Genomic DNA, 24538 nt, shown 5'->3' with positions numbered 1-24538 from the left:
GCGGGCCCTGCCCGCAAATAGCCCCTTCGCCGCCACGCAATGCTTGCCCCGCCCACCCTGAGACTCAAACTTGACGATTCCCCAGCTCACCGCTGTGCCGACGCGCAGGCGCTATCCGCGTTTTGCCGTGCTGTTGCTCAGCTTGTTGTGCGCCACGCAGACGCGCGGGGATCAGGATTTCATCGTCGGCGTCACCACCAACGTGCTGGACCACGGTGGGCCGTTGGCCGAGCCCCCGCGGCTTTACGAACTGGACAACGACTGGGCCAGCCAGCCGAATGGCATCGAGGCCTACGTGCAGCGCGTCAAGGACAGCGCCGCGCAACTGCGGCGCGACGATCCGCTGGCGAAAATCCTCGCCGGGGCGCTCGGCAGCGATGCGCTGGATCAAGGCGTGGCCAAGCAGTTGATCGAGGCCGGACTGTTAAACAGCGTCGACGGTCTGTCGATACGGCCATTCGTGGCGTGCCGCACGGCGTTGGGGGTCTACACCCCGGAAAGCTGGATTCGCTGGCTGGACGAGGTCGAAAAACGCCTCACCGCCCAGGCTGGCCACCCGGTGCCGCTGTACCTGACGGCCATGGGCTGGCCCAGCAGCCAGGACAACTGCGGCGTCAGTGAAAACACCCAGGCAGCGTTCCTCGCGCGCAGTTTTCTGCTGGCGCGCAGCCGCCCGGACATCAAGGGCATGTGGTGGTACGAACAGGCCGACGGCAACGTCCCGCAGCACCCGCAGCATCTGGGCCTGTCGCACAGCGACCGCAGTGAAAAACCAGCGTCTGACGTACTCAAGGTCATCGCTCCGCTGGTGACCCGCTACCGCTATAGCGCGGATTCAAGCCTGAGTGTGAATACCCATTCGCCCTTGGGCCGCAACAACCTCTACCTCATGGATTTCACCACGGACGACGACCACGTGCTGGTCGCCTGGGCGATCGGCCAGGCGCGACAGATCAGGGTCGAAACCCGCAATGACGTCCAGGGCCCGGTGCAGTTGATCGATACCCGCCAACCGCGCCGGGGAAGGTTCGACAGCGATAGCCGGTGGGTCTGCCAGGAACACCGCTGCACCGCCGTCATTACCCTGAGCGAATTTCCGCAGATCATTTCGCTCGGCAAACCCAGCTGGCTGTTCACCCGATGACTGTTCGTCCGCTGACTGTTCATCCGCGGAACAACCGCACCCTTCAATCGACTGAGGCCATGCCAAGGATGTTTCGATGATTGTCCTCAATGCGCGATTCCTGACCCAGGAGCTAAGAGGCGTACAACGCTTTGCCGAGCAGATCTGCCTGGCCCTGAAGACGTTGCGCAATGACCTGCTGTTCGTGTGTCCACCCGACATCAAAATGCATGAATCCGCCCGCGCGCTCGGCGCCATCACGGTCGGCAAACGCCGTGGTCATCTCTGGGAGCAACTGGACCTGCCCCGCTACCTGAACAGCCAGGACAAACCGCTGCTGGTGTCGCTGGGTGCTACCGCGCCATTGTTCTACAACAACCAGATCGCCACCCACCACGACATCACCTATGTGCGCCATCCCGAAAGCTACAGCTGGAAGTTTCGCACCGCCTACCGGGTCATGACCCCACTGCTGCTCAGGCACATCAAGACCCTGATCACCGTCAGCCAGTTTTCCAAGCGCGAGATCTCGACGTTTTACGGTTTCCCCGCCGATCAGGTGCTGGTGGTGCCCAATGCCGTGAGCGACGAATTCCAGCCCGGCGCGCCGCTGCGCAACGAGCGCCAGTACCTGCTGGCGGTGTCGTCGCCTAGCGCGCACAAGAATTTCAGCCGCATGATCCAGGCGTTTCTGGCGCTCAAGGGCCATGACCAGGTCGAGCTGCGGATCGTCGGCGGTGGCGGTGCGATTTTTTCCGACCCCAGCCTTGAACAGCTCGCCAGCACTGACCGGCGCATCAAGTTTCTCGGCCGCCTCAGCGATGAGGCACTGATCGATCAGTACCAGAACGCCGCCGCGTTCGTGTTTCCTTCGTTGTATGAAGGCTTTGGTATCCCGCCCCTGGAAGCCCAGGCTTGCGGGTGCCCGGTATTGGCGGCCAACGCGGCGTCGATCCCGGAAGTGCTGCAATCCAGCGCGCTGTATTTCGACCCGCTGGACACCGAACACATCTCCAGAGCCATGTCTCTGGCCCTCAACAACCTGACTATCCGCCAACACCTGCGCACCCTCGGTCTGCAAAACGTGTCGCGCTTCAGCTGGGAAGAGTCAGCCCAGCTGATCAGCGACCGCATTGATTCGTTGACCCTCCAAAAACAATCAACGTCAGCGACTACCCAAGCGCGTTCGCTCGCGCCAAGGAGCATCCATGAAAATCGCAATCGTCCATGACTGGCTCGTGACTTACGCCGGTGCCGAACGCGTGCTGTCCGCCTTGCTGAAGATCTGGCCTCAGGCGGACCTGTTTTCCGTGATCGACTTCCTCAGTGATGCAGACCGCGCCAAGCTGGGCGGCAAACGTGCGCAAACCACCTTTATCCAGCGGTTGCCCAAGGCTCGGACCCGTTACCAGAAATACCTGCCGCTGATGCCGTTGGCCATCGAGCAGATGGACCTGTCGGCCTACGACCTGGTGATTTCCAGCAGCCACGCGGTGGCCAAGGGCGTGCTCACCGGCCCCAACACCCTGCACATCAGCTACGTGCATTCACCGATTCGCTACGCCTGGGACCTGCAGCACCAGTACCTCAACGAGAGCGGCATGCGCTTCGGCCTCAAGGGCAAACTGGCGCGGATGATCCTGCACTACATCCGCATGTGGGATCAGCGCACGGCGGCGGCGGTCGACCAGTTCGTCGCCAACTCGCACTTCATCGCCCGGCGCATCGAAAAAGCCTACCGCCGCCCCTCCACAGTCATCTATCCGCCCGTGGACACCAAGGGCTTCAACCTGCAGATCGAGAAGCAGGACTACTACCTGACCGCCTCGCGCATGGTGCCCTACAAGAAAATGCCGATGATCGTCGAGGCGTTCACGGCCATGCCGGACAAAAAACTGATCGTCATCGGCGAAGGGCCGGAATTCGACAAGGCCAAGGCCCTGGCCGGCCCCAACGTCACGCTGCTCGGCTACCAGAGTTTCGAAGTACTGCGCAGCCACATGCAGAACGCCCGGGCCTTTGTGTTCGCCGCCGAAGAAGACTTCGGCATCAGCCCCGTCGAGGCCCAGGCCTGCGGTACGCCGGTGATCGCCTTTGGCCGTGGCGGCACTCTGGAGACCGTACGCGGGCTGGATGACAGCGCGCCCACCGGGGTGTTCTATCACGAGCAAAGCATCGGCGCGCTGATGGCCGCCGTGCAGCTGTTTGAAGCCGAACACCACCGCATCAGCCCGCAGGCCTGCCGCGAGAATGCCGAGCAGTTCTCGGAAAAGAATTTCGAGCGGCAAATGCGCCTGTTCGTCGAGGCGCGCTGTGCCGAAGCCAATATCGGCCAGCCCGCCCCGCCCGCTCCGCGCCTGGCGCTGGCACCGACCAAACCCGCCATCGTCGCCTCGGTGACGTCGGTGTAGCCGGCCGGCGCGAAAAAAACCCGATTCTTGAACCTGTGCCGTGTGAGAAGCCCGATTCTCCAAGGAAACCATGCAATGAAGCGAAATGTATTTGTTGTCCTGCTCGCCAGTGCCGTACTGCAGGGTTGTGTTTTCGCCCCCGGTCAACACATGACCCCCTCCGACGCCAGCGACGATGGCCTCGTTGGCCCGGTCAATGTGGTGCAAATCACCAACCAGACCGTCAGCCAGCAACGGGTGATCTACCAGGCGCCCCCGGTGCCGGCCGAGTTGACCCGCTATGTGCCTGAGGAATACCGCATCGGGCCAGGGGATGGCCTGCTGATCACCGTGTGGGATCACATGGAGCTCAACTCGCCAGCCAATCAGGACACCGGCAGTGCCAGTTCGCGCATCGTGCGCGATGACGGCACGCTGTATTACCCCTACATCGATTCGGTCAAGGCGGGCGGCAAGACCACCTCCGAGTTGCGCGAGGAGTTGCGCGAAAAACTGTCCAAGTACCTGACCGGCGTGCAGGTGGACGTCAAGGTGCAGGACTTCAACAGCCACCGGGTGATTCTGTCCGGGGCATTCAAGACCCCAGGGCCGCAGGTGCTCAACAACGTGCCGGTGACCCTGGTCGATGCCATCAGCCGCGCCGGTGGCGATGCCGGTGACGCCAACCTGGCCGGTCTGCTGCTCAAGCGCGACGGCAAGGAATACCAGCTGGACATCGACAGCCTCAACCGCAAGGACTCGGTGCTCAACCAGATCTACCTCAAGGAAGGCGACCAGTTGCACCTGGGTAACAACCGCGCCAATCGCATCTACGTGCTGGGTGAAGTGGCGGCGCCGCAGGTGATGAACTACGGCACCAGCACCTTCAACCTGATGGAAGCGCTGGGCAATGCCGGTGGCCTGAATCAGGACACCGCCAACGCCGAAGCCGTGTACGTGATTCGCGGCGCACAGAATACCGTCAAGCAACCCGCGACCGTGTTCTACCTCGATGCCAAGAAGCCTACCGCGTTCATCCTCGCCCGGCAGTTCGACCTGCAAGCCTCGGACGTGGTGTTCGTCGGGCCGGCCAATATCACCCGCTGGAACCGCTTCATCAGCCAGTTGTTGCCGTCGGCAGGGATCGTCACCACCTCGGCGGCGTTCAAGAACTGATCAATCGCTGTACAGAAACCGTGCAGGGCTCGCGCCCTGCGCGGTTTTTTGCTTTTTGCCTGGTGATCTTTATCCGCTAGGATTAGGCCTTGTCCTGACCACCACTGCGGAACCCTCCATGCAAGATGCAATCTCTTCACCCCGCGATCAGCGGGTGCTCGAGAACGGGCTCACGGTGCGCGCCTGGCACGACCCGCGGCTCAAACGCAGCGCGGCCTATCTGCGCGTTCACGCCGGCAGCCACGATGTGCCCAATGCCTGGCCTGGGCTGGCGCATTTTCTCGAGCACTTGCTTTTTCTGGGGACCGAGCGCTTCGCCGACGACCAGACGCTGATGGCCTATGTGCAGCGTCAGGGCGGGCAGCTCAATGCCCGTACGTCGGAACGCCACACCGATTATTTTTTCGAAGTGCCGCCTCAGGCGCTGTCCAGTGCACTGGAGCGGCTGTGCGACATGCTCGCGCGCCCGCGCATGAGTGCCGCCGACCAGCGCCGCGAACGTGAAGTCCTGCACGCCGAGTTCGTCGCCTGGTCGCGCGACCCGCAGGCGCAGCATGAGTTCTGGATGGTCAGCCCGTTGTCGGCGCAGCACCCGCTGCGGGCCTTTCATGCCGGCAATCGCTACAGCCTGCCGGTGGCGCGCCCGGAGTTTCAGCAGGGCCTGCTGGACTTTCACCGCAAGCATTACAACGCCGGGCAGATGACCCTGTGCCTGGTCGGCCCGCAAAGCGCTGAACAGATGCTCAACCTGGCGCAACGTGCCGGGCAATGCCTGCACCGCGGTAGCCGGCTGCCGCAGGCGGTGCCACCCGCGATGCTCGCGGATGCCGCCATGGCCAGCGCTGCCGAAGACCAGGCCATCGTCGCCCAGGCGCCGGGCGAGCGGCTGAACCTGGTGTTCGCCTGCGAGCAATTGCCGCCGGCGGTGGACCAGGCCGTGGCGTTCCTGGGCACCTGGTTCGCCAGCAGTCAACCCGGCGGCCTGCTGGTGGAGCTGCGCCGTCGCGGGCTGGTCGAAAGCCTCAGCCTGGGGGCCTTTTATCGGCATGCCGAGCAGGCGCTGATCAATATCGAATTCAAGCTGACCGACGCCGGCCAGCACGCCACGGCGCTGATCCGCGAGCTGTGTTTCGACTGGCTGGAGTTTTTCGAGGCCCATGACGATTGGTGCGGCCTGCGCGAGGAATATGCACTGCTGGACAAACGCCAGCGCCAGTCCCACGGTGCGCTGGACCTCGCCCGCCACTACAGCAATGGTACCGACGACCAGGCCCACGGCCTTGGCGACGACGGCCTGCAGGCATTGCGCGTGCTGCTCGCGCAGCTCAAACCGGACAGGCAACTGCATCCCCTGCCCAGCGTGCTGGTAAAGACCACCGCTGCGCCGGTGGTGCATTGGCGCCTGGCGCAGCGCAATCGTTTCCTGCGCCCCAGCCGCCGCCCGGATCAACCCATCGCCGATCCCCGCTCGATGATCTACCTCGGCACCGTCGACCAGAGCGGCCTCGACGCCGTGCTCACCCTGCGCTGGCGCCTCAACGCCTCACGCCAGACCGGCCTGTGGACCCTGATCGAACACAGTTTGCGCCGCCTCACCGACGAGGCCCTGCAGGCCGGGGTGAAGCTGACGTTCAGCAGCCTGGGCGATGACTGGCAGTTGCGCCTGAGCGGTGTCGAAGAGCCGATGCCGGCGATTCTCGAGCACGCACTGGAATGCCTCACGGCGCCAGCGCCTGAAGTGTGGCGCTTGCCCCGCGATGCGGCTCCGGCAGAGGCGATGCCCATCCGGCATTTGCTCAAGCAGTTGCCTGAACACTGCCTGGGGCACTATCAGACGCCGGTGCGCTTCGCCCACGAAGACATCAAACCGCTCAAATTGCAGAAGCTCTGGTCGCAGGCGCGTTGGGACGGCATGGCCCTGGGCATCGGTGAAGCCACCCGCAGCGCCCTCAATGCCGCATTGCATCGCTTGCCCGGCGCGCCGGACCGCAGCCTTTCCACCCGCCTCGAGCCCCTGCGCGAACGCTTGTGGAGCCAGGTCCCGACCGATTCCAGCGAGCACGCCCTGGTGCTGTTTTGCCCGACACCCACACAAACCATCGCCGACGAGGCGCTCTGGCGGATGATCGCCCATTTGTGCCAGATGCCCTTTTATCAGCGTCTGCGGGTCGAGCTGCAGTTGGGCTATGCGGTGTTCAGCAGCTTCCGGCAGATCGCCGGGCGCGCAGGCCTGGTGTTTGGCGTGCAGTCGCCCGCCACCGGCTGCGCAGAGTTGCTGGGGCACATCGAGGCCTTTCTGGAGGGCCTGCCCAAACTCATCGCCAGCCAAGGGACCCAGGGCTTGCACCATCAGAGCCAGGCACTGAGCGCCCGGTCGAGCGTGGAAGAGATGGAGACCGGCGCCCTGGCCGACACCCTCTGGCAGGCGCATCTGGGCGCCTACCCCGGCAGTTATCTGCGCCAGTTGCAGCAGGCGTTGCAGATCATTCAGCCGGCGCAGTTGCTCGATGCCGTGCGCCAGTTGCAGGAAGCACGCGGCGGCTGGCTATGCCTGGCCAACGAGGCCGCGCCGGGGGCGCAGTGGCGTAATGTGAGTGAAGTGCGGGATGCGCAAATGTCTTGAATTGATGGTGGGGCTGATGGGCTCTTCGCCGCCCAGCTGAATTAATCATCTGTCACTTGCCCCACAAAATGTACCGACCGGATAATTACACCTGATGCAAAAGCCTTTCGCACGATCGGGGGCATCTGCGCGAAGGTAAATTAAGTAACATGACCCTCATGCCGCTGAACGTCCGTCCACCACGACAGACTAAAGTGTAACGAGCGACCGCTCTGACAACCCGGAAGGAGTACTCCTATGTGGACCAAACCTGCTTACACTGACCTGCGTATCGGCTTCGAAGTCACCATGTATTTCGCTAGCCGTTGATCAGCAAGCGCTGCACCACGCCTCGGTTCGCCGGGGCGTTTTCATTTTCGGCCTTCGCGATGGAGTTGCCATGTACGTCCAGATTCTAGGGTCCGCCGCCGGCGGTGGTTTTCCACAATGGAACTGCAATTGCGTGAACTGCAAGGGCTTGCGCGACGGCACCCTGCGCGCCCTGCCCCGCACGCAGTCGTCCATTGCCCTGTCCGACGACGGCGTGCACTGGATCCTGTGCAACGCATCCCCAGACATCCGCGCGCAGCTGCAAAGCTTCCCGGCGCTGCAACCGGCCCGGGCCCTGCGCGACACGGGCATTAATGCAATCATCCTGCTCGACAGCCAGATCGACCACACCACAGGTCTGTTGAGCCTGCGCGAAGGCTGCCCGCATCAAGTCTGGTGCACCGACATGGTCCACCAGGACCTGACCACCGGCTTCCCGGTGTTCAACATGCTGACCCACTGGAACGGTGGCCTGGACCGGCGGCGCATCGAGCTCGAAGGCAGCTTCGTCATCGACGCCTGCCCCAATCTGCGCTTCACCCCGTTACCGCTGCGCAGCGCAGCGCCGCCCTACTCGCCGCACCGCTTCGACCCGCACCCCGGTGACAACATCGGCCTGATCGTCGAAGACCTGAACACCGGCGGCACGCTGTTCTATGCGCCGGGCCTGGGCAAGGTCGACGGGCCATTGCTGGAACGCATGGGCGCCGCCGATTGCCTGCTGGTAGATGGCACTCTGTGGGAAGACGACGAAATGCAGCGCCGCGGCGTTGGCACGCGCACCGGCCGGGAGATGGGCCACCTGGCACAGAATGGCCCCGGCGGCATGCTCGAGGTGCTCGACGGCCTGAGCAAACCGCGCAAGGTGCTGATCCACATCAACAACACCAACCCGATCCTCGACGAAGACTCCGCCGAACGCGCTCAACTGACCCGTCACGGCGTGGAAGTCGCGTTCGATGGGATGAGTATCGAGCTCTGAACAAGGTGTGACGGCGGCTGGCGCTTCGCGGGCAAGCCCTGCTCCCACAGGCGTACACCTGTGGGAGCAGGGCTTGCCCGCGAAGGGGCCGGCCCCGCCTGCACAAAAAAGCATCAGACTCCACCTTGAACGAGGGAGAACAGCATGACCGACACACCGATGTCCCCGGCCGAGTTCGAGCAGGCCCTGCGCGCCAAGGGCGCGTTCTATCACATCTATCACCCCTATCACGTGGCGATGTACGAAGGCCGCGCGACCCGCGAGCAGATCCAGGGCTGGGTCGCCAACCGCTTCTACTATCAGGTCAACATCCCCCTGAAGGACGCGGCCATCCTCGCCAACTGCCCCGATCGCGAGATCCGCCGCGAGTGGATCCAGCGCCTGCTCGACCACGACGGCGCTCCTGGCGAAGACGGCGGCATCGAAGCCTGGCTGCGTCTGGGCCAGGCCGTGGGCCTCGACCCGGAGCAACTGCGCTCCCAGGAACTGGTGCTGCCCGGTGTGCGCTTCGCCGTCGACGCCTATGTGAACTTCGCCCGCCGCGCCAGCTGGCAGGAAGCCGCCAGCAGTTCGCTTACCGAGCTGTTCGCGCCGCAGATCCACCAATCGCGTCTCGACAGCTGGCCCCAGCACTACCCGTGGATCGACCCGGCCGGCTACGAGTACTTTCGCACCCGCCTGGGCCAGGCGCGCCGCGATGTCGAGCACGGCCTGGCGATCACGCTCGAGCACTACACCACCGCAGCCGGCCAGCAGCGCATGCTGGAAATCCTGCAGTTCAAACTGGACATACTCTGGAGCATGCTGGACGCCATGAGCATGGCCTATGAACTGCACCGCCCGCCCTATCACAGCGTCACCGACCAACGCGTCTGGCACAAAGGCATCCCTCTATGAGCTTCGATCGCAGCAAGACGCCCACATGGCGCCAAGGCTATCGTTACCAGTACGAACCGGCGCAAAAGGGCCACGTACTGCTGTACCCCGAAGGCATGATCAAACTCAACGAAAGCGCAGCCCTGATCGGTGGTCTGATCGACGGTGAGCGCGACGTTGCCGCCATTATCGCGACGTTGGCAGCGCAGTTCCCGGACGTTCCGGAACTGGGCACCGACATCGAGCAATTCATGGAGGTCGCTCGTGCAGAGCACTGGATCGAGCTTGGCTGAGTCTCATATGCCTCATCAGCCACATATTCCGCCGACACCGCCCGTCGGCCTGCCGCTGTGGTTGCTCGCCGAGCTGACCTACCGCTGCCCGCTGCAGTGCCCGTATTGCTCCAACCCACTGGATTTTGCCCAGCAGGGCAAGGAGCTGAGCACCGAGCAGTGGATCAAGGTCATGCGCGAAGCGCGAGAGATGGGCGCGGCGCAGCTGGGTTTTTCCGGTGGCGAACCGCTGGTGCGCCAGGACCTCGCCGAACTGATCGGCGAAGCGCGGCAGCTGGGCTACTACACCAACCTGATTACCTCCGGCATCGGTCTCACCGAACAGAAGATCAGCGACTTCAAAAAAGCCGGCCTGGACCACATCCAGATCAGCTTTCAGGCCAGCGACGAGCAGGTCAACAATATGCTCGCCGGCTCGAAAAAGGCCTTCGCGCAAAAGCTCGAAATGGCCCGGGCTGTCAAGGCCCATGGTTATCCGATGGTGCTCAACTTCGTCACCCACCGGCACAACATCGACAAGATCGACCAGATCATCGAGCTGTGCATCGCCCTGGAAGCCGACTTCGTCGAGCTCGCCACCTGCCAGTTCTACGGCTGGGCCGAGCTCAACCGCGTCGGCTTGCTGCCGACCAAGGAACAACTGGTGCGTGCCGAACGCATCACCAACGAATACCGCGAGCGCCTGGCGGCGGCCGGTAATCCGTGCAAGCTGATTTTCGTCACCCCGGACTACTATGAAGAGCGCCCCAAGGCCTGCATGAACGGCTGGGGCAGCGTATTCCTCACCGTCACGCCCGACGGCACCGCCCTGCCTTGCCATGGCGCGCGGCAGATGCCGGTCGAATTCCCCAATGTGCGTGACCACAGCATGCAGCACATTTGGTACGATTCGTTCGGTTTCAACCGTTTTCGCGGCTACGACTGGATGCCCGAGCCGTGCCGCTCCTGTGATGAAAAAGAAAAGGACTTCGGCGGCTGTCGCTGCCAAGCGTTCATGCTCACGGGTGACGCCAGCAACGCCGACCCGGTGTGCAGCAAATCAGTCGATCACGGCATCATTCTGCGGGCGCGGGAGGAGGCCGAACACGCGACTGCGACTATCGACCAACTGGCCTTCCGCAATGAACGAAACTCCCGTCTCATCGCTAAAAGCTGAGCCGTTCAGCGCCGCACAAGCGGTCGCGGCCGCCACCGATTTCGCCGAATTGCGCATCGGTGCCGCCGGGGTCTTCTGGAGCGAATACCGCCCCAGCGACGCCGCCAGCCGCATCTGGCAATGGCAAGACGGTCAGGTGCGCTGCCTGACCCCCGACGGTTTCAGCGTGCGCAGCCGCGTGTACGAATACGGCGGCGGTTCGTTCTGTTTGGTGGACGACGGCCTGGTGTTCGTCAACGAGCGCGACCAGCAGCTGTATCTTCAGGCACTGGACGGCAGCGCCCCTCATCCCCTCACCCACGACGTGCGCCGCTATGGCGACCTGAGCTTCGCCGACGGCCAGGTGCTGGCGGTGGAAGAAGAGCCCGGCGCGCCTTATCCGATCCACCGGCTGGTGGCTATCGATGCCGAGGATGGCGCGCGTCGGGTGCTGGCCGAAGGCGCCGACTTCTATGCCGCCCCGGTGCTGTGCCCGGATGGCTCGCGGCTGGCCTGGATCGAGTGGTCGCACCCCGAACAACCCTGGACCGCGACCCGGCTGATGTGTGCCGAGCGCACCCTGGATGGCCGCGGCTGGCACAAGCCGTATTACCTGGCCGGCGATGGCGCGCAGCCTGAGTCACTGCAACAGCCGCGTATCGACGAACAGGGCCGCGTGCAGTGCCTGTCCGATCGCAACGGCTTTTGGCAGCCCTGGCGAGAAAGCCCCGCCGGCTGGCACGCGCTGCCCGCCAAGGCCGCCGATCATGCAGGAGCGCCCTGGCAACTGGGGGCCAGCAGTTGGCTGCCGCTCGTGGACCATACCTACCTGGCCACCTGGTTCGAAGACGGCTTCGCCAAACTCGGACTGTGCAACGACGCCGATGGCTCCACGCTCGACTACACCGGCGAGTTCAGCCGTTTCCGCAACCTGGCGGCCGACAACGCTTGCTTCTATGCCATCGCCGCCTCGCCGACCTGCCCCTCGGCCGTGATCGCCATCGATCGGCGCAGCCACGAGGTGCAAGTCCTGGCCGGCGGCGAAGCGCCCTTGGCCGCCGAGCACATCAGCCTGCCGCATCCGCACAGCTATGCCAGTGGCGACGGCCAGGCGCATTGTTTTTTCTATCCACCGGCCAACCCGCAGGTACCGCCACCATTGCTGGTGTTCATCCATGGCGGGCCGACGTCCAGCTGCTACCCGGTGTTCGAGCCGCGCATCCAGTACTGGACGCAGCGCGGCTTTGCCGTAGCGGACATCAACTATCGCGGCAGTACCTGCTACGGCCGCGAATATCGCCAGGCATTGCAGGGCAATTGGGGTGTCAGCGATGTCGACGATGCCTGCGCGGCGGTCGAGCACCTGGCGGCGCAAGGGTTGATCGATGCGCAGCGGGCGTTCATTCGCGGCAGCAGCGCCGGCGGTTACACGACGTTATGCGCCCTGGCGTTTCGCGATGTATTTCGCGGCGGCGCCAGCTTGTATGGGGTGAGCGACCCGGCGGCGCTGGCCCGCGATACGCACAAGTTCGAGAGCGACTATCTGGACTGGCTGATCGGCGACCCTGACGCGGACCATGCGCGTTATGAAGCACGCACGCCGCTGCTGCATGCCGAGCGTATCAAGGTGCCGGTGATCTTCTTTCAGGGCGAACTGGACGCGGTGGTGGTGCCGCAGCAGACCCGCAGCATGCTCGAGGCGTTGCAGCGTAATGGCTTGCCAGCCGAAGGGCATTTTTATCCTGAGGAACGACACGGCTTTCGCCAAGCGGCGAACCTGGCGCATGCGCTGGAGGAGGAGTGGAAGTTTTACGGCCGGGTAATGGGCTGATTTTTGCGGTGAACTCAAGGGCCTCTTCGTGCGCAGAGCTCGCTCCACAGTGTTAGTCGTCCCCCTGTGGGAGCGGGCTCTGCCGGCGGAGAGGCCCGTGATTACGCCCTCGATTCCAGCACCCGTTGCAACAACTCCACCGACGCCTGCTGGCGCTGCGCATCCCGGAACACCAGCCCCACCTTGAGCGGGACCCGCGGTTCACTCAGGGGCTTCCATAGCAACCCGGCATCATCCCCAACCACCCGCGCTCGCCCAGGCAGCACCGTGGCCAACGCCGTACCGGGCAAGCTGTCGAGGATCGCCGCCATGGTGTTGAGCTCGGCCTGCACCTGCGGGCGTCGGCCCAGATTGGCCAGTTGCCCCTGCCAGATCTGCCGCAGCTGAAACTCCTCGCCCAGCAACAGCATTTGCAAGTCCGCTGCCTGTGCCAGCGAGACCCTCTTGAACGCGCGCAGCGGGTGCTCCGTGGGGATCACCACCTGCAACTCGTCCTCATAAAGCAGCACCCCATGCAACCCCGGCTGGCGCGGCGGCAGATAGCCGATGCCGATATCCAGCACACCGCTGAGCAACCGCCGCTCGATCTCCAGCCCCGACAACTCGTAGATCTGCACTACCAGATGGGGCTGTGCCTTGCGCACACCCTCGAGCAACTGCGGCACCAGGCTCGGGTGCACGGTTTGCAGCACGCCGATGGCCAGCGTGCGCACCGCCTGGCCCTTGAAATTGCCCAATGCCTCGCGCGCCCGCTGCAGCCCGTCGAGCAGCGGCACGGCATGGTTGTACAGCGTGTGGGCGGCCAGGGTCGGCAGCAGGCGTTTGTTGCTGCGCTCGAACAGGCTCACATCGAGGTTGTGCTCCAGCTGCCTGATCTGTTGCGACAGCGCCGGTTGCGACAGCGCCAGGCGCTCGGCGGCGCGGCCGACGTGGCCCTCTTCATAGACCGCGACGAAATACCGCAGCTGCTTGAAATCCATAAGCATCACTTATCAAAAATACTGCTAAATCGAAATGGAGTCGTCCCCGGCAGCGGCCTAGTCTATCCGCAATCAAAGGGCTGCAGACACACAAAGGCCCCGCGCGGGGAATTTCCTGCGCCTTTGCCGTTTAGCATTTAGATAGGCCTGAGCGAATGAGTCTATTCAGTTTGCGTCGTTTCACAGCGGAATTTGACGCGCCTGCGGCGTCTGGTCAGCTTGACAACCGCTCACCTGCCGCATTCAAACCGACCGTACACCTTGTCCCCCGTGCGGGAGTGGGCTCCGGCCGCGAAGAAATCACCACGATGCCAGGCAATACCCTCATCTGGCCGCGACCCAGCCTCGCCGCCGCGCGCCAGGCCGCCCTTGATCTGGCGCGCCGCTGGGGGCAAAGCAAGCGCCGCGACAGCGGCATCCTGCTTATCGGTGATCATCCGGCACACCTGCGGGCCAACGATCAGGCCGCGCTGCATGCTGCCGTGGATGCGAACACCGCAGCCATCGTGCTGCAGGCCGACTGTAAGCACTTGACCGTCGAGTACTGTCAGGCTGCGTCGAGATTGTGCCGCGACCTGCATATCCTGCTGATCATCGATGGCAACGCTGAGCATCCGCCGCTGGCGAAAGAACGCGACTGGGGCATCGATGCCGACATCGTCATTGTCGACCACGATCGCGATCATGGCTTCCTGCAGCCGGCGTTTTTGGTGCGCACCTACACCGATGGCCTGGAAGCGCTGGCGCGTTTTCGCGGGTAGCGAGACCCTGTGGTTCACCGTAAAAAAGGGGATCGACGCGACCGGCGCTTTCGCGGGCAAGCCTTGCTCCAACAGTCATGCGACATACACACGCCAGCCGCCGCACCATCATGTCCGCAGCAAAATCCTGGTTCTACATTCGGCCAGGGTAAAAATACCGTCTTGCGTTATCGCGCAACGTCCCGAGCCAGCTAGGTTAGGCTCGGGCGCTTTTTCCGCGCTCAGCGATGTAAGTGGTTGAGTAACAGCGAGTTGCCAGTGATCGACGGAATCTTCTCGCGCGCCAAAGGTCACTAGATTAACGACCTCTGGAGTAACACCATGGACATCATTCGCCTCATTTTCGCCATTATCCTGCCCCCTGTCGGCGTGTTCCTGCAGGTCGGTTTCGGCGGCGCCTTCTGGCTCAATATCCTGCTGACTCTGTGCGGCTACATCCCAGGGATCATCCATGCGGTGTATATCATTGCCAAACGTTGAGGTGAGCTAAAACCCGCCCAAACGAAAAACCCCGCCTGAGCGGGGTTTTGCAGTATGTGTCCCTGACATCCATTTCTACCCACCATCCTGGCGGGTGATTCCGTTTATTTCCTTGGCGCTTCCTGCGCTACATCCGTGAGTTAAAGATACTGAATCCGACTTGTCAGCGGTATAGGCGATCGGCACCACAGACTGTAAGCAAACGCTTACAGCACTCAGAATTGCTCGGCATCCAGCAGATACAGGGATTCGCTGCCCGCCTTGACCGAGGCCGTCAGTGAATGGATGCGCGGCAGCAAGCGGGCAAAAAAGAACCGCGCTGTACCGAGCTTGCTGGCGTAGAACGCCTCCTGATCTTCCTTGCCCAGCGCCGCCTGGGCCATCAATGCCCACATATAGGCATAGGCGGTGTAGCCGAACACTTGCAGGTATTCCACCGAGGCAGCGCCGATTTCCTGGGGATTGTGCAGTGCCTTGTCGATGACCCAGGTGGTCAGCTGATCGAGGTTGTCCAGTGCAGCGCCCAACGGCTTGGTGAACTCGGCCATGGCGCCGCCGGTGTCGGCGATGAACCAGCGGATTTCTTCAGCGAAGATCTTGTACGACGCGCCGCCGTTGCCCACCACCTTGCGGCCTATCAGGTCGAGGGCCTGGATGCCGTTGGTGCCTTCGTAGATCTGGGTGATGCGCACGTCGCGCACCAGTTGTTCCTGGCCCCATTCGCGGATGTAGCCGTGGCCGCCGAAAATCTGCTGGCCATGCACGGTGGTTTCCAGGCCCAGGTCCGTCAGGAACGCCTTGGCGACCGGCGTCAGCAAGGCCACCAAGTCTTCGGCACGTTTGCGCTCGGTGGCCTCTTCGCTGAACTTGGCGCGGTCGAGTTGCAGCGCCACGTACGAGGAGAAGGCCCGGCCGCCTTCGTTGCTGGCCTTCATGGTCAGCAGCATGCGCCGCACATCGGGGTGGACGATGATCGGGTCGGCGACTTTGTCCTTGGCTTGCGCGCCAGTGGGCGACCGGCTCTGCAGGCGATCGCGAGCGTAGTCCACGGCGTTCTGGTACGAGCGCTCGCCCGACGCCAGGCCCTGAATACCAACGCCGAGGCGCTCGTAGTTCATCATGGTGAACATCGCCGCCAGGCCCTTGTTCGGCTCGCCGACGATATAACCTTCGGCGGCGTCGAAGTTCATCACACACGTGGCCGAGGCCTGGATGCCCATCTTGTGCTCGATGGAGCCGCAGGTCACCGGATTGCGCTCACCCAGGCTGCCATCGGCGTTGACCAGAAACTTGGGCACCAGGAACAACGAGATGCCCTTGGGCCCCGCCGGCGCATCAGGCAACTTGGCCAGCACCAGGTGGATGATGTTTTCGGTGAGGTCGTGCTCACCGCCGGTGATGAAGATCTTGGTGCCGCTGACCTTGTAGCTGCCATTGGCCTGGGGCTCGGCCTTGGTGCGGATGATGCCCAGATCGGTCCCCGCATGAGCTTCGGTGAGGCACATGGAGCCGGCCCACACGCCCGCGTACATATTGGGCAGATACGCCTGTTTGAGCGCTTCGCTGGCGTGAGCGAGGATCGACAGGCAGGCGCCGGCGGTGAGCATCGGGTACAGGCCGAACGACAGGCTGGCGGAGTTGACCATTTCCTCGACTTGGGCCGACACCACCTTGGGCATGCCCATGCCGCCGAATTGCGGGTCGCCGCCAACACCTACCCAGCCGCCCTCGGCGTAGGTGCGATAGGCCTGGAGGAAGCCGGCCGGGGTGGTGACTGCGCCGTCGTGCCAGTGGCAGCCTTCTTCATCGGCCGCTCGGCTCAGCGGCGCGATGCCTTTGCTGGTGACTTTGCCCGCCTCTTCTAGAATGGCCTCGACGGTGTCGGCATCCACGACTTCGGCAAGGGCCGGCAACTGCGCCCACTGGCTGGACACATCGAAGACTTCGTTGAGGATGAAGCGCATATCGCGCAGGGGCGCTTTGTAGTCAGCCATGGCAACCTCTAGAACAGAGCTGGAAAAGTCGAATCAGGGCAGTGTAGCCCAACAACTTTTCGGAGACATAGCGTCAACTTGTGACTGTCCGGTCACGCAGTCGCAGCAGTACGCACCGCGCCACGGCGGTTCTGGCCATAGCTGACCACGCAATTGCGGCCGGCACTTTTGGCGGCATACAACGCCTGGTCGGCGGCCTTGAGGACTTCCTCGGGGGTGCGCTGCTCGGGCATCCGCTCGCACACGCCGATGCTCACCGTGACCGACACGCTGGTCGCCGCCGAACCCGCCCGGCGCTGACGACCCTGCAGGTCATCCTGCGGGCGATCGGGGTTGCGCAGCTGAATGTTGTAGGCAGCAATCACGCCGCGGATCACTTCGAGATGCGGCATGCACTCTTCCAGGGTCTTGCCGGCGAAGACCAGGGCGAACTCTTCCCCGCCATAGCGATACGCGCGCCCGCCGCCGCTGACTTTCGACAACTTGCTGGCCACCAGGCGCAGCACCTGATCGCCGACGTCGTGGCCGTGGGTGTCGTTGAATTTCTTGAAGTGGTCGACGTCGGTCATTGCCAGCACGTAATTGCGCCCCAGGCGTTGCATGCGCTCGTTGAGCGCACGGCGGCCCGGCAGCCCGGTGAGCTCGTCACGAAAGGCCATCTGATAGGCCTCGTGGGCTACCGCGGCGGCGATCATCAGCATCACCTGGCTGCACAGGATGTTCAGAGTAAAGGGCAGGATGAAGGTCTTCGGCAGGGCCCAGAACATCCCGATCAGGCCCACCAGTTGCGCGGCATGCAACGGCCGGGGAAAGCGCACGTATTGCACCGTGAGCACCACGAAGGCGATGAAGAACATCGGGTAGGCGAGCTGGATCAGGCTCATCCATTGGCCGTGCAGCGACGGCCAGCGGATGTCCGCCAGCCATTCGAGCAAGGCCGCTGGAAAGCTCTGCTCCAGGCCCAGCGCCACCGCGCTGACGGCCAGCAGCACCGCGCAGCGGGCGACGATATCCTGAAACAGATGAGTGCGTTCCGCCCAAGCGCCGAACAGTCCGTAGAGCATCGGCAATATCAGGCAGACCAGATGGAAGACCACCGCCGCGTCTTCGCGCAGCTTGCCATTGTCGCGGTAGAAATCGGTCTGCGTATCGAGCAGATAGTAGGCGATATACACCGTGACCATCAGGAACAGCTCGCGCTGGCGCCGATAGACTGCGCAATAGGCGCCCCCCAGCAGTAGCACCAGCGTCGGCAGGACGTTGAACAGCGATGTGAAGAACACGTTCAAATCGCGCACATAGGCTGCCGCCAGCCCGGCCAGCAGCAACACCAGTGAGGGCAGGAAATGGCTGATTCGAGCAGCAGATAAACGCGGCAAAGGCAAAACTCCGGCCGTCAAACAGTGCATGGCATTGTGCCTGCATCTGTATCGGCCGGAAATTGGAAAGGTTTAGGGTTTAATCGGATCGGGATGTAGCGTGGGTGAGTGACTGTGGTCTTGAGGGCCCCTTCGCCGCCGAATTCGCACCCTTGCTCCCGCAGTGCGCGACTGTGGGAGCAAGAGTGCGCGTTTGGCGGCGAACGGGCCGGCAAGTCATGCGCAGTACTCAGTAAGAGAGGCCGAACGCCTCTTCATCCATCTGCATCAGGTTGCCCGCACCCGACAGCATCGCCGCCACATGCGTGCGGGTGCGCGGCAGGATCCGCTGGAAGTAGAAGCGCGCCGTCTGCAGCTTGGCCGTGTAGAACGCCTCCTCGGTAGTGCCGGCAGCGAGTTTCTCGGCCGCCAGACGCGCCATGTCGGCCCAGAAGTATGCCAGGCAGGCATAACCGGAATACATCAGGTAGTCCACCGACGCCGCGCCGACCTCTTCACGGTCCTTCATCGCCGCCATGCCGACCTTCATCGTGATCTCGCCCCACTCCTTGTTCAGTTGCGCCAAAGGTGTAACGAACTCGCTGACGGCCTCGACACCTTCATTGGCCTGGCAGAACTTGTGGACGATCTTGGTGAAGCCCTTGAGCGCTTCGCCCTGGGTCATCAGCACTTTGCGGCCCAGCAGGTCGAGCGCCTGGATGCCGGTGGTGCCCTCGTAGAGCATCGAGATACGGCTGTCGCGCACGTTCTGCTCCATGCCCCACTCGGCGATGAAGCCGTGGCCGCCATAGATCTGCACGCCGTGGTTGGCCGATTCGAAACCGACTTCGGTCATGAACGCCTTGGCAATCGGGGTCATGAAGGCCAGCAGCGCGTCCGCACGCTTGCGCTCTTCTTCGTCCTGGCTGTACTTGACCACGTCGACCAGCTTGGCAGTGAAGTAGACCATCGCCCGAGTACCCTCGGCGAAGGCCTTCATGGTCAGCAGCATGCGTCGCACATCAGGGTGCACGATGATCGGGTCGGCGGCTTTGTCCGGCGCCTTGGGGCCGGTCAGCGAGCGCATCTGCACGCGATCGCGGGCGTACTTGAGGCCGCCCTGGAAGGCCACTTCGGCGTGTGCCAGGCCTTGCAGTGCAGTGCCCAACCGCGCGGTGTTCATGAAGGTGAACATGCAGTTCAGGCCCTTGTTGGCCGGGCCGATCAAGTAACCGGTGGCGGCGTCGAAGTTCATCACGCAGGTGGCGTTGCCGTGGATGCCCATCTTGTGTTCGATGGAGCCACAGGTGACCGCGTTGCGTTCGCCCAGGCTGCCTTCGATGCTCGGCAGGATCTTCGGCACGATGAACAGCGAGATCCCCTTGGTGCCTGCCGGCGCATCGGGCAGGCGCGCCAGCACGATGTGGATGATGTTCTCGGCCATGTCGTGTTCACCGGCAGAGATGAAGATCTTGGTGCCGGTGATCTTGTAGGACCCATCGGCCTGCGGCTCGGCCTTGGTGCGCAGCATGCCCAGGTCGGTACCGCAGTGGGATTCGGTCAGGCACATGGTGCCGGTCCACTCACCCGAAACCAGCTTGGTCAGGTAGGCCTCTTGCTGTTCAGGGGTGCCGTGGGCGGAGATGGTGTTCATCGCGCCATGGGACAGGCCGGGGTACATGCCCCACGACCAGTTGGCGCCGCCGACCATTTCGCTGACTGCCAGCCCCAAGGATTCCGGCAGGCCTTGGCCGCCGTGGGCGACGTCGTGCGCCAGGCTCGGCCAGCCGCCTTCGACGAACTGCTCGTAGGCTTGCTTGAAGCCGGTCGGCGTTTTGACCCCGGATTCGCTCCAGGTGCAGCCTTCGGTATCACCCACGCGGTTCAGCGGGCCCAGCACCTGTTCACAGAACTTGGCGCCTTCCTCGAGAATGGCCGAGACCATGTCCGGAGTGGCGTCTTCGCAGCCTGGCAGGCTCTGGTAGTGCGCTTCGTACCCGAGCAGTTCGTCACGGACGAAACGAATGTCACGCAAGGGGGCCTTGTAGTCAGGCATAGCGATAAACCTCTGCTGATGAACTTGGGTGATGGCTTTTCAAGGAAAGCCGCGCTGCGCGACAGGGAATGTCTTCCGCGCAGGTCAAACGGGTGTTTGAAACATACGTTTCGGCTACCCCGATTGTCAAGCGTCGCTCGGCGGGGGATGGCAAGAGGCACGTTGTCGCGGGCACGGCAAAGCCATCGCGCCGCCCGAATGGACGCAACATTCAGACAAACGGCGAGGGTTGGATGAGCAGTGAAAGATGATTGGCGATTTTGCAGAAATGGCCCGCGAAGAGGCCTAGAGACCTAGCGAACGTGCAAAACCGCTATGGATCAGGCGTATATATCGATCAACGACCCGAGCGCTTGATCGGCGGCCTTTTCGACCTTGGTGCCGGCCTGCACCTGAATCTGCGCCTGGATCATTTCGACAGCAGCGCTGGCGGGATCCAGCTGGCTACGATCCACGCCACGCAGGCGCTCGGCTTGATAATTCGACGACTGGCTGGTGGCGGACGCGCTGTTGGCGATATCGCTGGAGGCTAGGTCCAGACGCGTCAGACCTGTCTGAATGGCGGACAGGCCGGAGTTGTAAGAACTGTACGAAGTACTGGAGCTGATGTCCATGGCGCGACTCCACTGGGTGGATGGCTAATAGACACCAGTAAACCACCTGCCACCGATAAAATCCCGCCAATAAGACTGACGGTCTGTGACGCAACCCGCAAACCTGACTAAAGATCCAGCAAGTCCAGCTCGATATACCCCGCTACCAACTCCGCCGATATGCCCTTGATGCGCGGCACCCGCCCCAGGCACGGTGCGGGCAGACGCTCGGCCAGGGTCGCGAGGTTCTCCTCTAGCCTGGAGGTCTTGGAATCAATGACATTGGCCACCCACCCCGCCAGATGCAAGCCGTCCCGCGCGATGGCCTCGGCGCTCAGCAGCGCGTGGCTGATACAGCCCAACCGCACGCCCACCACCAGAATCACCGGCAATTTGAGGGCCATGGCCAGATCGGACAGATTGGCCTGATCCGACAACGGCACCCGCCAGCCACCCGCGCCCTCGATCAAAGTGAAGTCCGCTTGCTGGGCCAGAATATGCCGCATCGGCGTCAGCAACCCTTGCACGCCCAGGGCCACGCCCGCTTCCCGTGCAGCCAGATGAGGAGCGATGGCCGGCTCGAAGGCGAAGGGATTGACCTGCTCGTAGGGCAGCTTGACCGAGCTTTCAGCAATCAGGGCCAGGGCGTCGCTGTTGCGCAGGCCCTTGGGTGTGACGTCGCAGCCCGAGGCCACAGGTTTGGCGCCCAAGGTGCTGAGGCCGTTGAGCCTGGCGGCGTGCAACAGGCCGGCGGCCACCGTGGTCTTGCCGACGTCGGTATCGGTACCGGCGATAAAAAACGCAGCCGTCATGAACGAACTCCCGAAGCGGGCTTGTGCATCACCCCATAGATCACTTGATAGGTCGCCGGCAGCCCGGCCGGCTGGCGCAAACCTTCGTAGGCATCGATCAGCCCTTTGATACGCTGGCGACCCGTCAACCCGCTAGGGCGACCCGGGTTGATATTGTGCGCGCCGAGGGCCTTGAGCTCGTGGGTCAGGTCGCGCACGTCGCCATAGTGCAGCACGTGAGGCACAGCCTCCAACGCCAACACCTGCAGGCCGCTCTCGGCGCACAACTGCTGGTATCGCGTCAGCGGCCGGAAGCGATTGACGTGCACGCTGGAATCCACGGTGCGCCAACTGTCGCGCAGCTCGAACAGCGTACCGTCACACAGGCTGGCGAACGCCATCACGCCTCCTGGGCGCAACACGCGCGAGGCCTCGGCCAGCACCGCAGCAAAGTCGCCGCACCATTGCACCGCCAGGCTCGAAAACAACAGGTCGCCGCTGGCATCCGCCAGCGGCAGCTGCTCGGCATCGCCAACGATGTACTGCTGGGCCCCACCGAGGGCCCGCGCATGGCGCAACATGCCTTCGGCAATATCCACCGCCACACCCTCGGCCTGGGGGAAGCGCTCGGCCAGCAACCGGCTGAAGTGCCCGGTGCCGCTGCCCAGATCGATCCACCGATTTACGCTCAGGTTGGCTGGCAGACGCGCCAGCAAGGCCTGGCCGACATCACGTTGCAACTGCGCGACGCTGTCATAGCTGGCCGCCGCGCGAGAAAACGACGCCGCCACCTGGCGTTTGTCCGGCAGGCTGTCCACCGGCACGGGCAACTGCACCCTGTTGACGTCGCTCACACTCAAATCAGTCATCACCGGACTCATGTAAAAAAGCTTGAATAGCGCCCGCGACACCGTGGGGATCTTCCACCACGAACGCGTGGCTGGCCTGTTCGATCAGGCCGATTTCGACGTCGGGCAACAGCGCCAGCAACTCCCCCGCGACTTCGGCGGGCACCAGCGCATCGGCGCCGGCAAACAGGTGAAATTGCGGCCCACGATAGGCCTGCAAGGCGGCGCGGGTGTCCAACCGAGCGAGGACTTGCAGCCCTGGCTCCAGTGCCGCCGACGGTGCAGCGGCACTCAACAGCCGGGACAGCCCGCGCGGATCGTCCACGGCGCCTTGGGCACACAGCAGGCTGAAGCGCTTGAGCGTTTGCATAGGCGACTCCTGACAGCCCGCCAAGAACGCCTCGAACAGCTCGCCGCTCATGGCGTGGGGCCAATCTTCACGGGCGACAAAGCAGGCGTTGCTGGCCAACGTCAGCAGCCCGCAGCAACGCTCGCCACGGCGCGCCGCCAGCTCGGCGGCGAGCATGCCGCCCAGCGACCAGCCGCCCAACCAGGTGTCCAGCGGCAAGGTGGCGTCGAGCTCGTCGAGCCACTCGTCCACGTCATGAGAATCAAGTGCCGGCAGCGGCTCGATATCCACCCGCAGGTGCTCGTCCAGCCCCTGCAGCGCCGCCGCCAGCGGTTGCATCGGCGATATGCCCAGGCCCCAGCCCGGCAGCAGAATCAAACGGTCACGCATCTTCGGGCTCCAGCAGCGGATAGCACTCGGCCAATGCGTTCAACAATAGCTGCACCTGGGCCTCGCTGTGGGCCGCCGAGAGCGTCACGCGCAATCGGGCACTGCCGTTGGGCACGGTTGGCGGGCGGATGGCGGTCACCAGCAGGCCGCGCTCGCGGAGCATTTTCGACACCCTCAGAGCTCGGGCGCTGCTGCCGATCATGATGGGCTGGATGGGCGTGAAGCTGTCCATCAGGCTCAGGCCGAGCTGCTCGGCGCCGTGGCGAAACTGGGCGATCAAACGCGCCAGGTGCTCGCGGCGCCAGTGCTCGGTGCGCAGCAGTTCAAGACTTTTGAGCGTGGCGCAGGCCAGCGCCGGCGGCTGGCTGGTCGTGTAGATGTAGGGCCGGGCGAACTGCACCAGCGCTTCGATCAGATCGTCGCTGCCGGCCACGAAGGCGCCCGCAGTGCCGAAGCCCTTGCCGAGGGTGCCGATCAACACCGGCACGTCGTCCTGGCTCAAGCCGAAATGCTCGACCACCCCGCCGCCGTTGGCGCCCAGGGTGCCGAAGCCATGGGCGTCATCGACCATCAACCAGGCGCCGCGGGCCTTGGCGACCTTGGCCAGGGCGGGCAAATCGGCGACATCGCCATCCATGCTGAACACGCCGTCGGTGACCACCAGCGTGTCGCCCACGGCCTTGTCGAGCCGCGCGCTCAGGCTGTGCGCGTCGTTGTGCAGATAGCGATTGAAACGCGCGCCGCTGAGCAAGCCGGCGTCGAGCAACGAGGCATGGTTGAGGCGATCCTGCAGCACCGTGTCGCCCTGCCCCACCAGCGCCGTGACCGTACCGAGGTTGGCCATGTAGCCCGTGGTGAACAGCAGCGCGCGGGGCCGGCCGGTGAGCTCGGCCAACGCCTCCTCGAGAGCGTGATGAGGGCCGCTGTGGCCGATCACCAGATGCGAAGCGCCACCGCCCACACCCCAGCGCTCGGCACCGGCCTGCCAGGCCTTGATCACTTCGGGGTGATTGGCCAGGCCCAGATAGTCGTTGTTGCAGAAGGCGATCAGCGCCTGACCATCGACCACCACCTGCGGCCCTTGCGGGCTTTGCAGCAGTGGCCGTTGGCGATACAGATCAGCAGCGCGGCGCTCGTCGAGGCGAGCGCGCAGGTCGAAGGGCATATTCAAAATCTCAGGGTGCCTCGGTTCTCCTGTGG

At 63.6% G+C, this 24538-nt stretch carries 22 protein-coding genes; 13 read left to right on the top strand and 9 right to left on the bottom strand.

Features of this window, described 5'->3' with window-relative positions:
- Window positions 1-70: 70 nt before the first annotated feature.
- From REH34_RS18825 to REH34_RS18775, 11 genes are all read left to right on the top strand, one after another.
- Complete coding sequence (locus REH34_RS18825; protein WP_311968767.1) at window positions 71-1144, top strand: hypothetical protein; 1074 nt, start codon at window positions 71-73, stop codon at window positions 1142-1144.
- A 76-nt stretch (window positions 1145-1220) separates the two neighbouring features.
- Entirely contained in the window at window positions 1221-2354 is a 1134-nt protein-coding gene (locus tag REH34_RS18820) for a glycosyltransferase family 1 protein (protein ID WP_226504373.1), read from the top strand.
- On the top strand, window positions 2332-3534 hold the full coding sequence (locus tag REH34_RS18815; protein ID WP_311968766.1) for a glycosyltransferase family 4 protein: 1203 nt from the start codon (window positions 2332-2334) through the stop codon (window positions 3532-3534). Before REH34_RS18820 ends, REH34_RS18815 begins: the two co-directional genes overlap by 23 nt.
- 75 nt (window positions 3535-3609) lie before the next feature.
- Window positions 3610-4689 carry a polysaccharide biosynthesis/export family protein gene (locus tag REH34_RS18810; RefSeq protein ID WP_226504371.1) on the top strand — a complete coding sequence of 360 codons (1080 nt, stop codon included), beginning with the start codon at window positions 3610-3612 and terminating at the stop codon, window positions 4687-4689.
- Between the two features lie 118 nt (window positions 4690-4807).
- Window positions 4808-7312 (top strand): pyrroloquinoline quinone biosynthesis protein PqqF, encoded by a 2505-nt coding sequence (gene pqqF, locus REH34_RS18805; protein ID WP_311968765.1) that lies wholly within the window; start codon window positions 4808-4810, stop codon window positions 7310-7312.
- A 237-nt stretch (window positions 7313-7549) separates the two neighbouring features.
- Entirely contained in the window at window positions 7550-7621 is a 72-nt protein-coding gene (gene pqqA / locus REH34_RS18800) for a pyrroloquinoline quinone precursor peptide PqqA (protein WP_008365141.1), read from the top strand.
- 70 nt (window positions 7622-7691) lie between these two features.
- Entirely contained in the window at window positions 7692-8603 is a 912-nt protein-coding gene (gene pqqB, locus REH34_RS18795) for a pyrroloquinoline quinone biosynthesis protein PqqB (protein ID WP_311968764.1), read from the top strand.
- Between the two features lie 144 nt (window positions 8604-8747).
- Entirely contained in the window at window positions 8748-9500 is a 753-nt protein-coding gene (pqqC, locus tag REH34_RS18790; protein WP_226504368.1) for a pyrroloquinoline-quinone synthase PqqC, read from the top strand.
- Complete coding sequence (gene pqqD / locus REH34_RS18785) at window positions 9497-9772, top strand: pyrroloquinoline quinone biosynthesis peptide chaperone PqqD (RefSeq protein WP_226504367.1); 276 nt, start codon at window positions 9497-9499, stop codon at window positions 9770-9772. Before pqqC ends, pqqD begins: the two co-directional genes overlap by 4 nt.
- Complete coding sequence (gene pqqE, locus REH34_RS18780) at window positions 9744-10928, top strand: pyrroloquinoline quinone biosynthesis protein PqqE (protein WP_409373150.1); 1185 nt, start codon at window positions 9744-9746, stop codon at window positions 10926-10928. Before pqqD ends, pqqE begins: the two co-directional genes overlap by 29 nt.
- On the top strand, window positions 10894-12738 hold the full coding sequence (locus REH34_RS18775; protein WP_311968762.1) for a prolyl oligopeptidase family serine peptidase: 1845 nt from the start codon (window positions 10894-10896) through the stop codon (window positions 12736-12738). Before pqqE ends, REH34_RS18775 begins: the two co-directional genes overlap by 35 nt.
- 101 nt (window positions 12739-12839) lie before the next feature.
- Here the strand turns inward: REH34_RS18775 and REH34_RS18770 are convergent, their stop codons facing one another.
- A complete protein-coding gene (locus REH34_RS18770) occupies window positions 12840-13718 on the bottom strand; it encodes a LysR substrate-binding domain-containing protein (RefSeq protein ID WP_311968761.1) in 879 nt (292 codons plus the stop codon).
- A gap of 308 nt (window positions 13719-14026) precedes the next feature.
- On the opposite strand from REH34_RS18770, the gene REH34_RS18765 reads away from it, so the two are divergent.
- Window positions 14027-14479 carry a hypothetical protein gene (locus REH34_RS18765; RefSeq protein WP_311968760.1) on the top strand — a complete coding sequence of 151 codons (453 nt, stop codon included), beginning with the start codon at window positions 14027-14029 and terminating at the stop codon, window positions 14477-14479.
- A 321-nt stretch (window positions 14480-14800) separates the two neighbouring features.
- Window positions 14801-14959, top strand: coding sequence for a YqaE/Pmp3 family membrane protein (locus tag REH34_RS18760; RefSeq protein WP_226504363.1), 159 nt, complete (start codon window positions 14801-14803; stop codon window positions 14957-14959).
- A 215-nt stretch (window positions 14960-15174) separates the two neighbouring features.
- On the opposite strand, the gene REH34_RS18755 is transcribed toward REH34_RS18760, so the two are convergent.
- The 8 genes from REH34_RS18755 to bioF all read right to left on the bottom strand — a co-directional run bounded on the left by REH34_RS18755 (window position 15175) and on the right by bioF (window position 24503).
- Complete coding sequence (locus REH34_RS18755; protein ID WP_226504362.1) at window positions 15175-16953, bottom strand: acyl-CoA dehydrogenase C-terminal domain-containing protein; 1779 nt, start codon at window positions 16951-16953, stop codon at window positions 15175-15177.
- 92 nt (window positions 16954-17045) lie between these two features.
- Window positions 17046-18332 carry a GGDEF domain-containing protein gene (locus REH34_RS18750; protein ID WP_311968759.1) on the bottom strand — a complete coding sequence of 429 codons (1287 nt, stop codon included), beginning with the start codon at window positions 18330-18332 and terminating at the stop codon, window positions 17046-17048.
- A gap of 229 nt (window positions 18333-18561) precedes the next feature.
- The gene (locus REH34_RS18745) at window positions 18562-20367 is read right to left on the bottom strand and encodes a phenylacyl-CoA dehydrogenase (RefSeq protein WP_226504360.1); all 1806 of its coding nucleotides are present in this window, start codon (window positions 20365-20367) and stop codon (window positions 18562-18564) included.
- A gap of 320 nt (window positions 20368-20687) precedes the next feature.
- Complete coding sequence (locus tag REH34_RS18740; RefSeq protein WP_311968758.1) at window positions 20688-20981, bottom strand: pyrroloquinoline quinone biosynthesis protein PqqE; 294 nt, start codon at window positions 20979-20981, stop codon at window positions 20688-20690.
- Between the two features lie 107 nt (window positions 20982-21088).
- A complete protein-coding gene (bioD, locus tag REH34_RS18735) occupies window positions 21089-21772 on the bottom strand; it encodes a dethiobiotin synthase (protein ID WP_311968757.1) in 684 nt (227 codons plus the stop codon).
- Window positions 21769-22620, bottom strand: coding sequence for a malonyl-ACP O-methyltransferase BioC (gene bioC, locus REH34_RS18730; RefSeq protein WP_311968756.1), 852 nt, complete (start codon window positions 22618-22620; stop codon window positions 21769-21771). The genes bioD and bioC overlap by 4 nt, the downstream gene beginning before the upstream one ends.
- On the bottom strand, window positions 22613-23338 hold the full coding sequence (locus REH34_RS18725) for an alpha/beta fold hydrolase (protein ID WP_311968755.1): 726 nt from the start codon (window positions 23336-23338) through the stop codon (window positions 22613-22615). The genes bioC and REH34_RS18725 overlap by 8 nt, the downstream gene beginning before the upstream one ends.
- Window positions 23331-24503 (bottom strand): 8-amino-7-oxononanoate synthase, encoded by a 1173-nt coding sequence (gene bioF, locus REH34_RS18720; protein WP_311968754.1) that lies wholly within the window; start codon window positions 24501-24503, stop codon window positions 23331-23333. Before bioF ends, REH34_RS18725 begins: the two co-directional genes overlap by 8 nt.
- Window positions 24504-24538 lie beyond the last annotated feature (35 nt).

It is taken from the genome of Pseudomonas baltica (assembly GCF_031880315.1).
GTDB lineage: Bacteria > Pseudomonadota > Gammaproteobacteria > Pseudomonadales > Pseudomonadaceae > Aquipseudomonas.
Note: the sequence above shows the minus strand (reverse complement) of the source record. Positions and strands in the feature narration are given on the sequence as shown.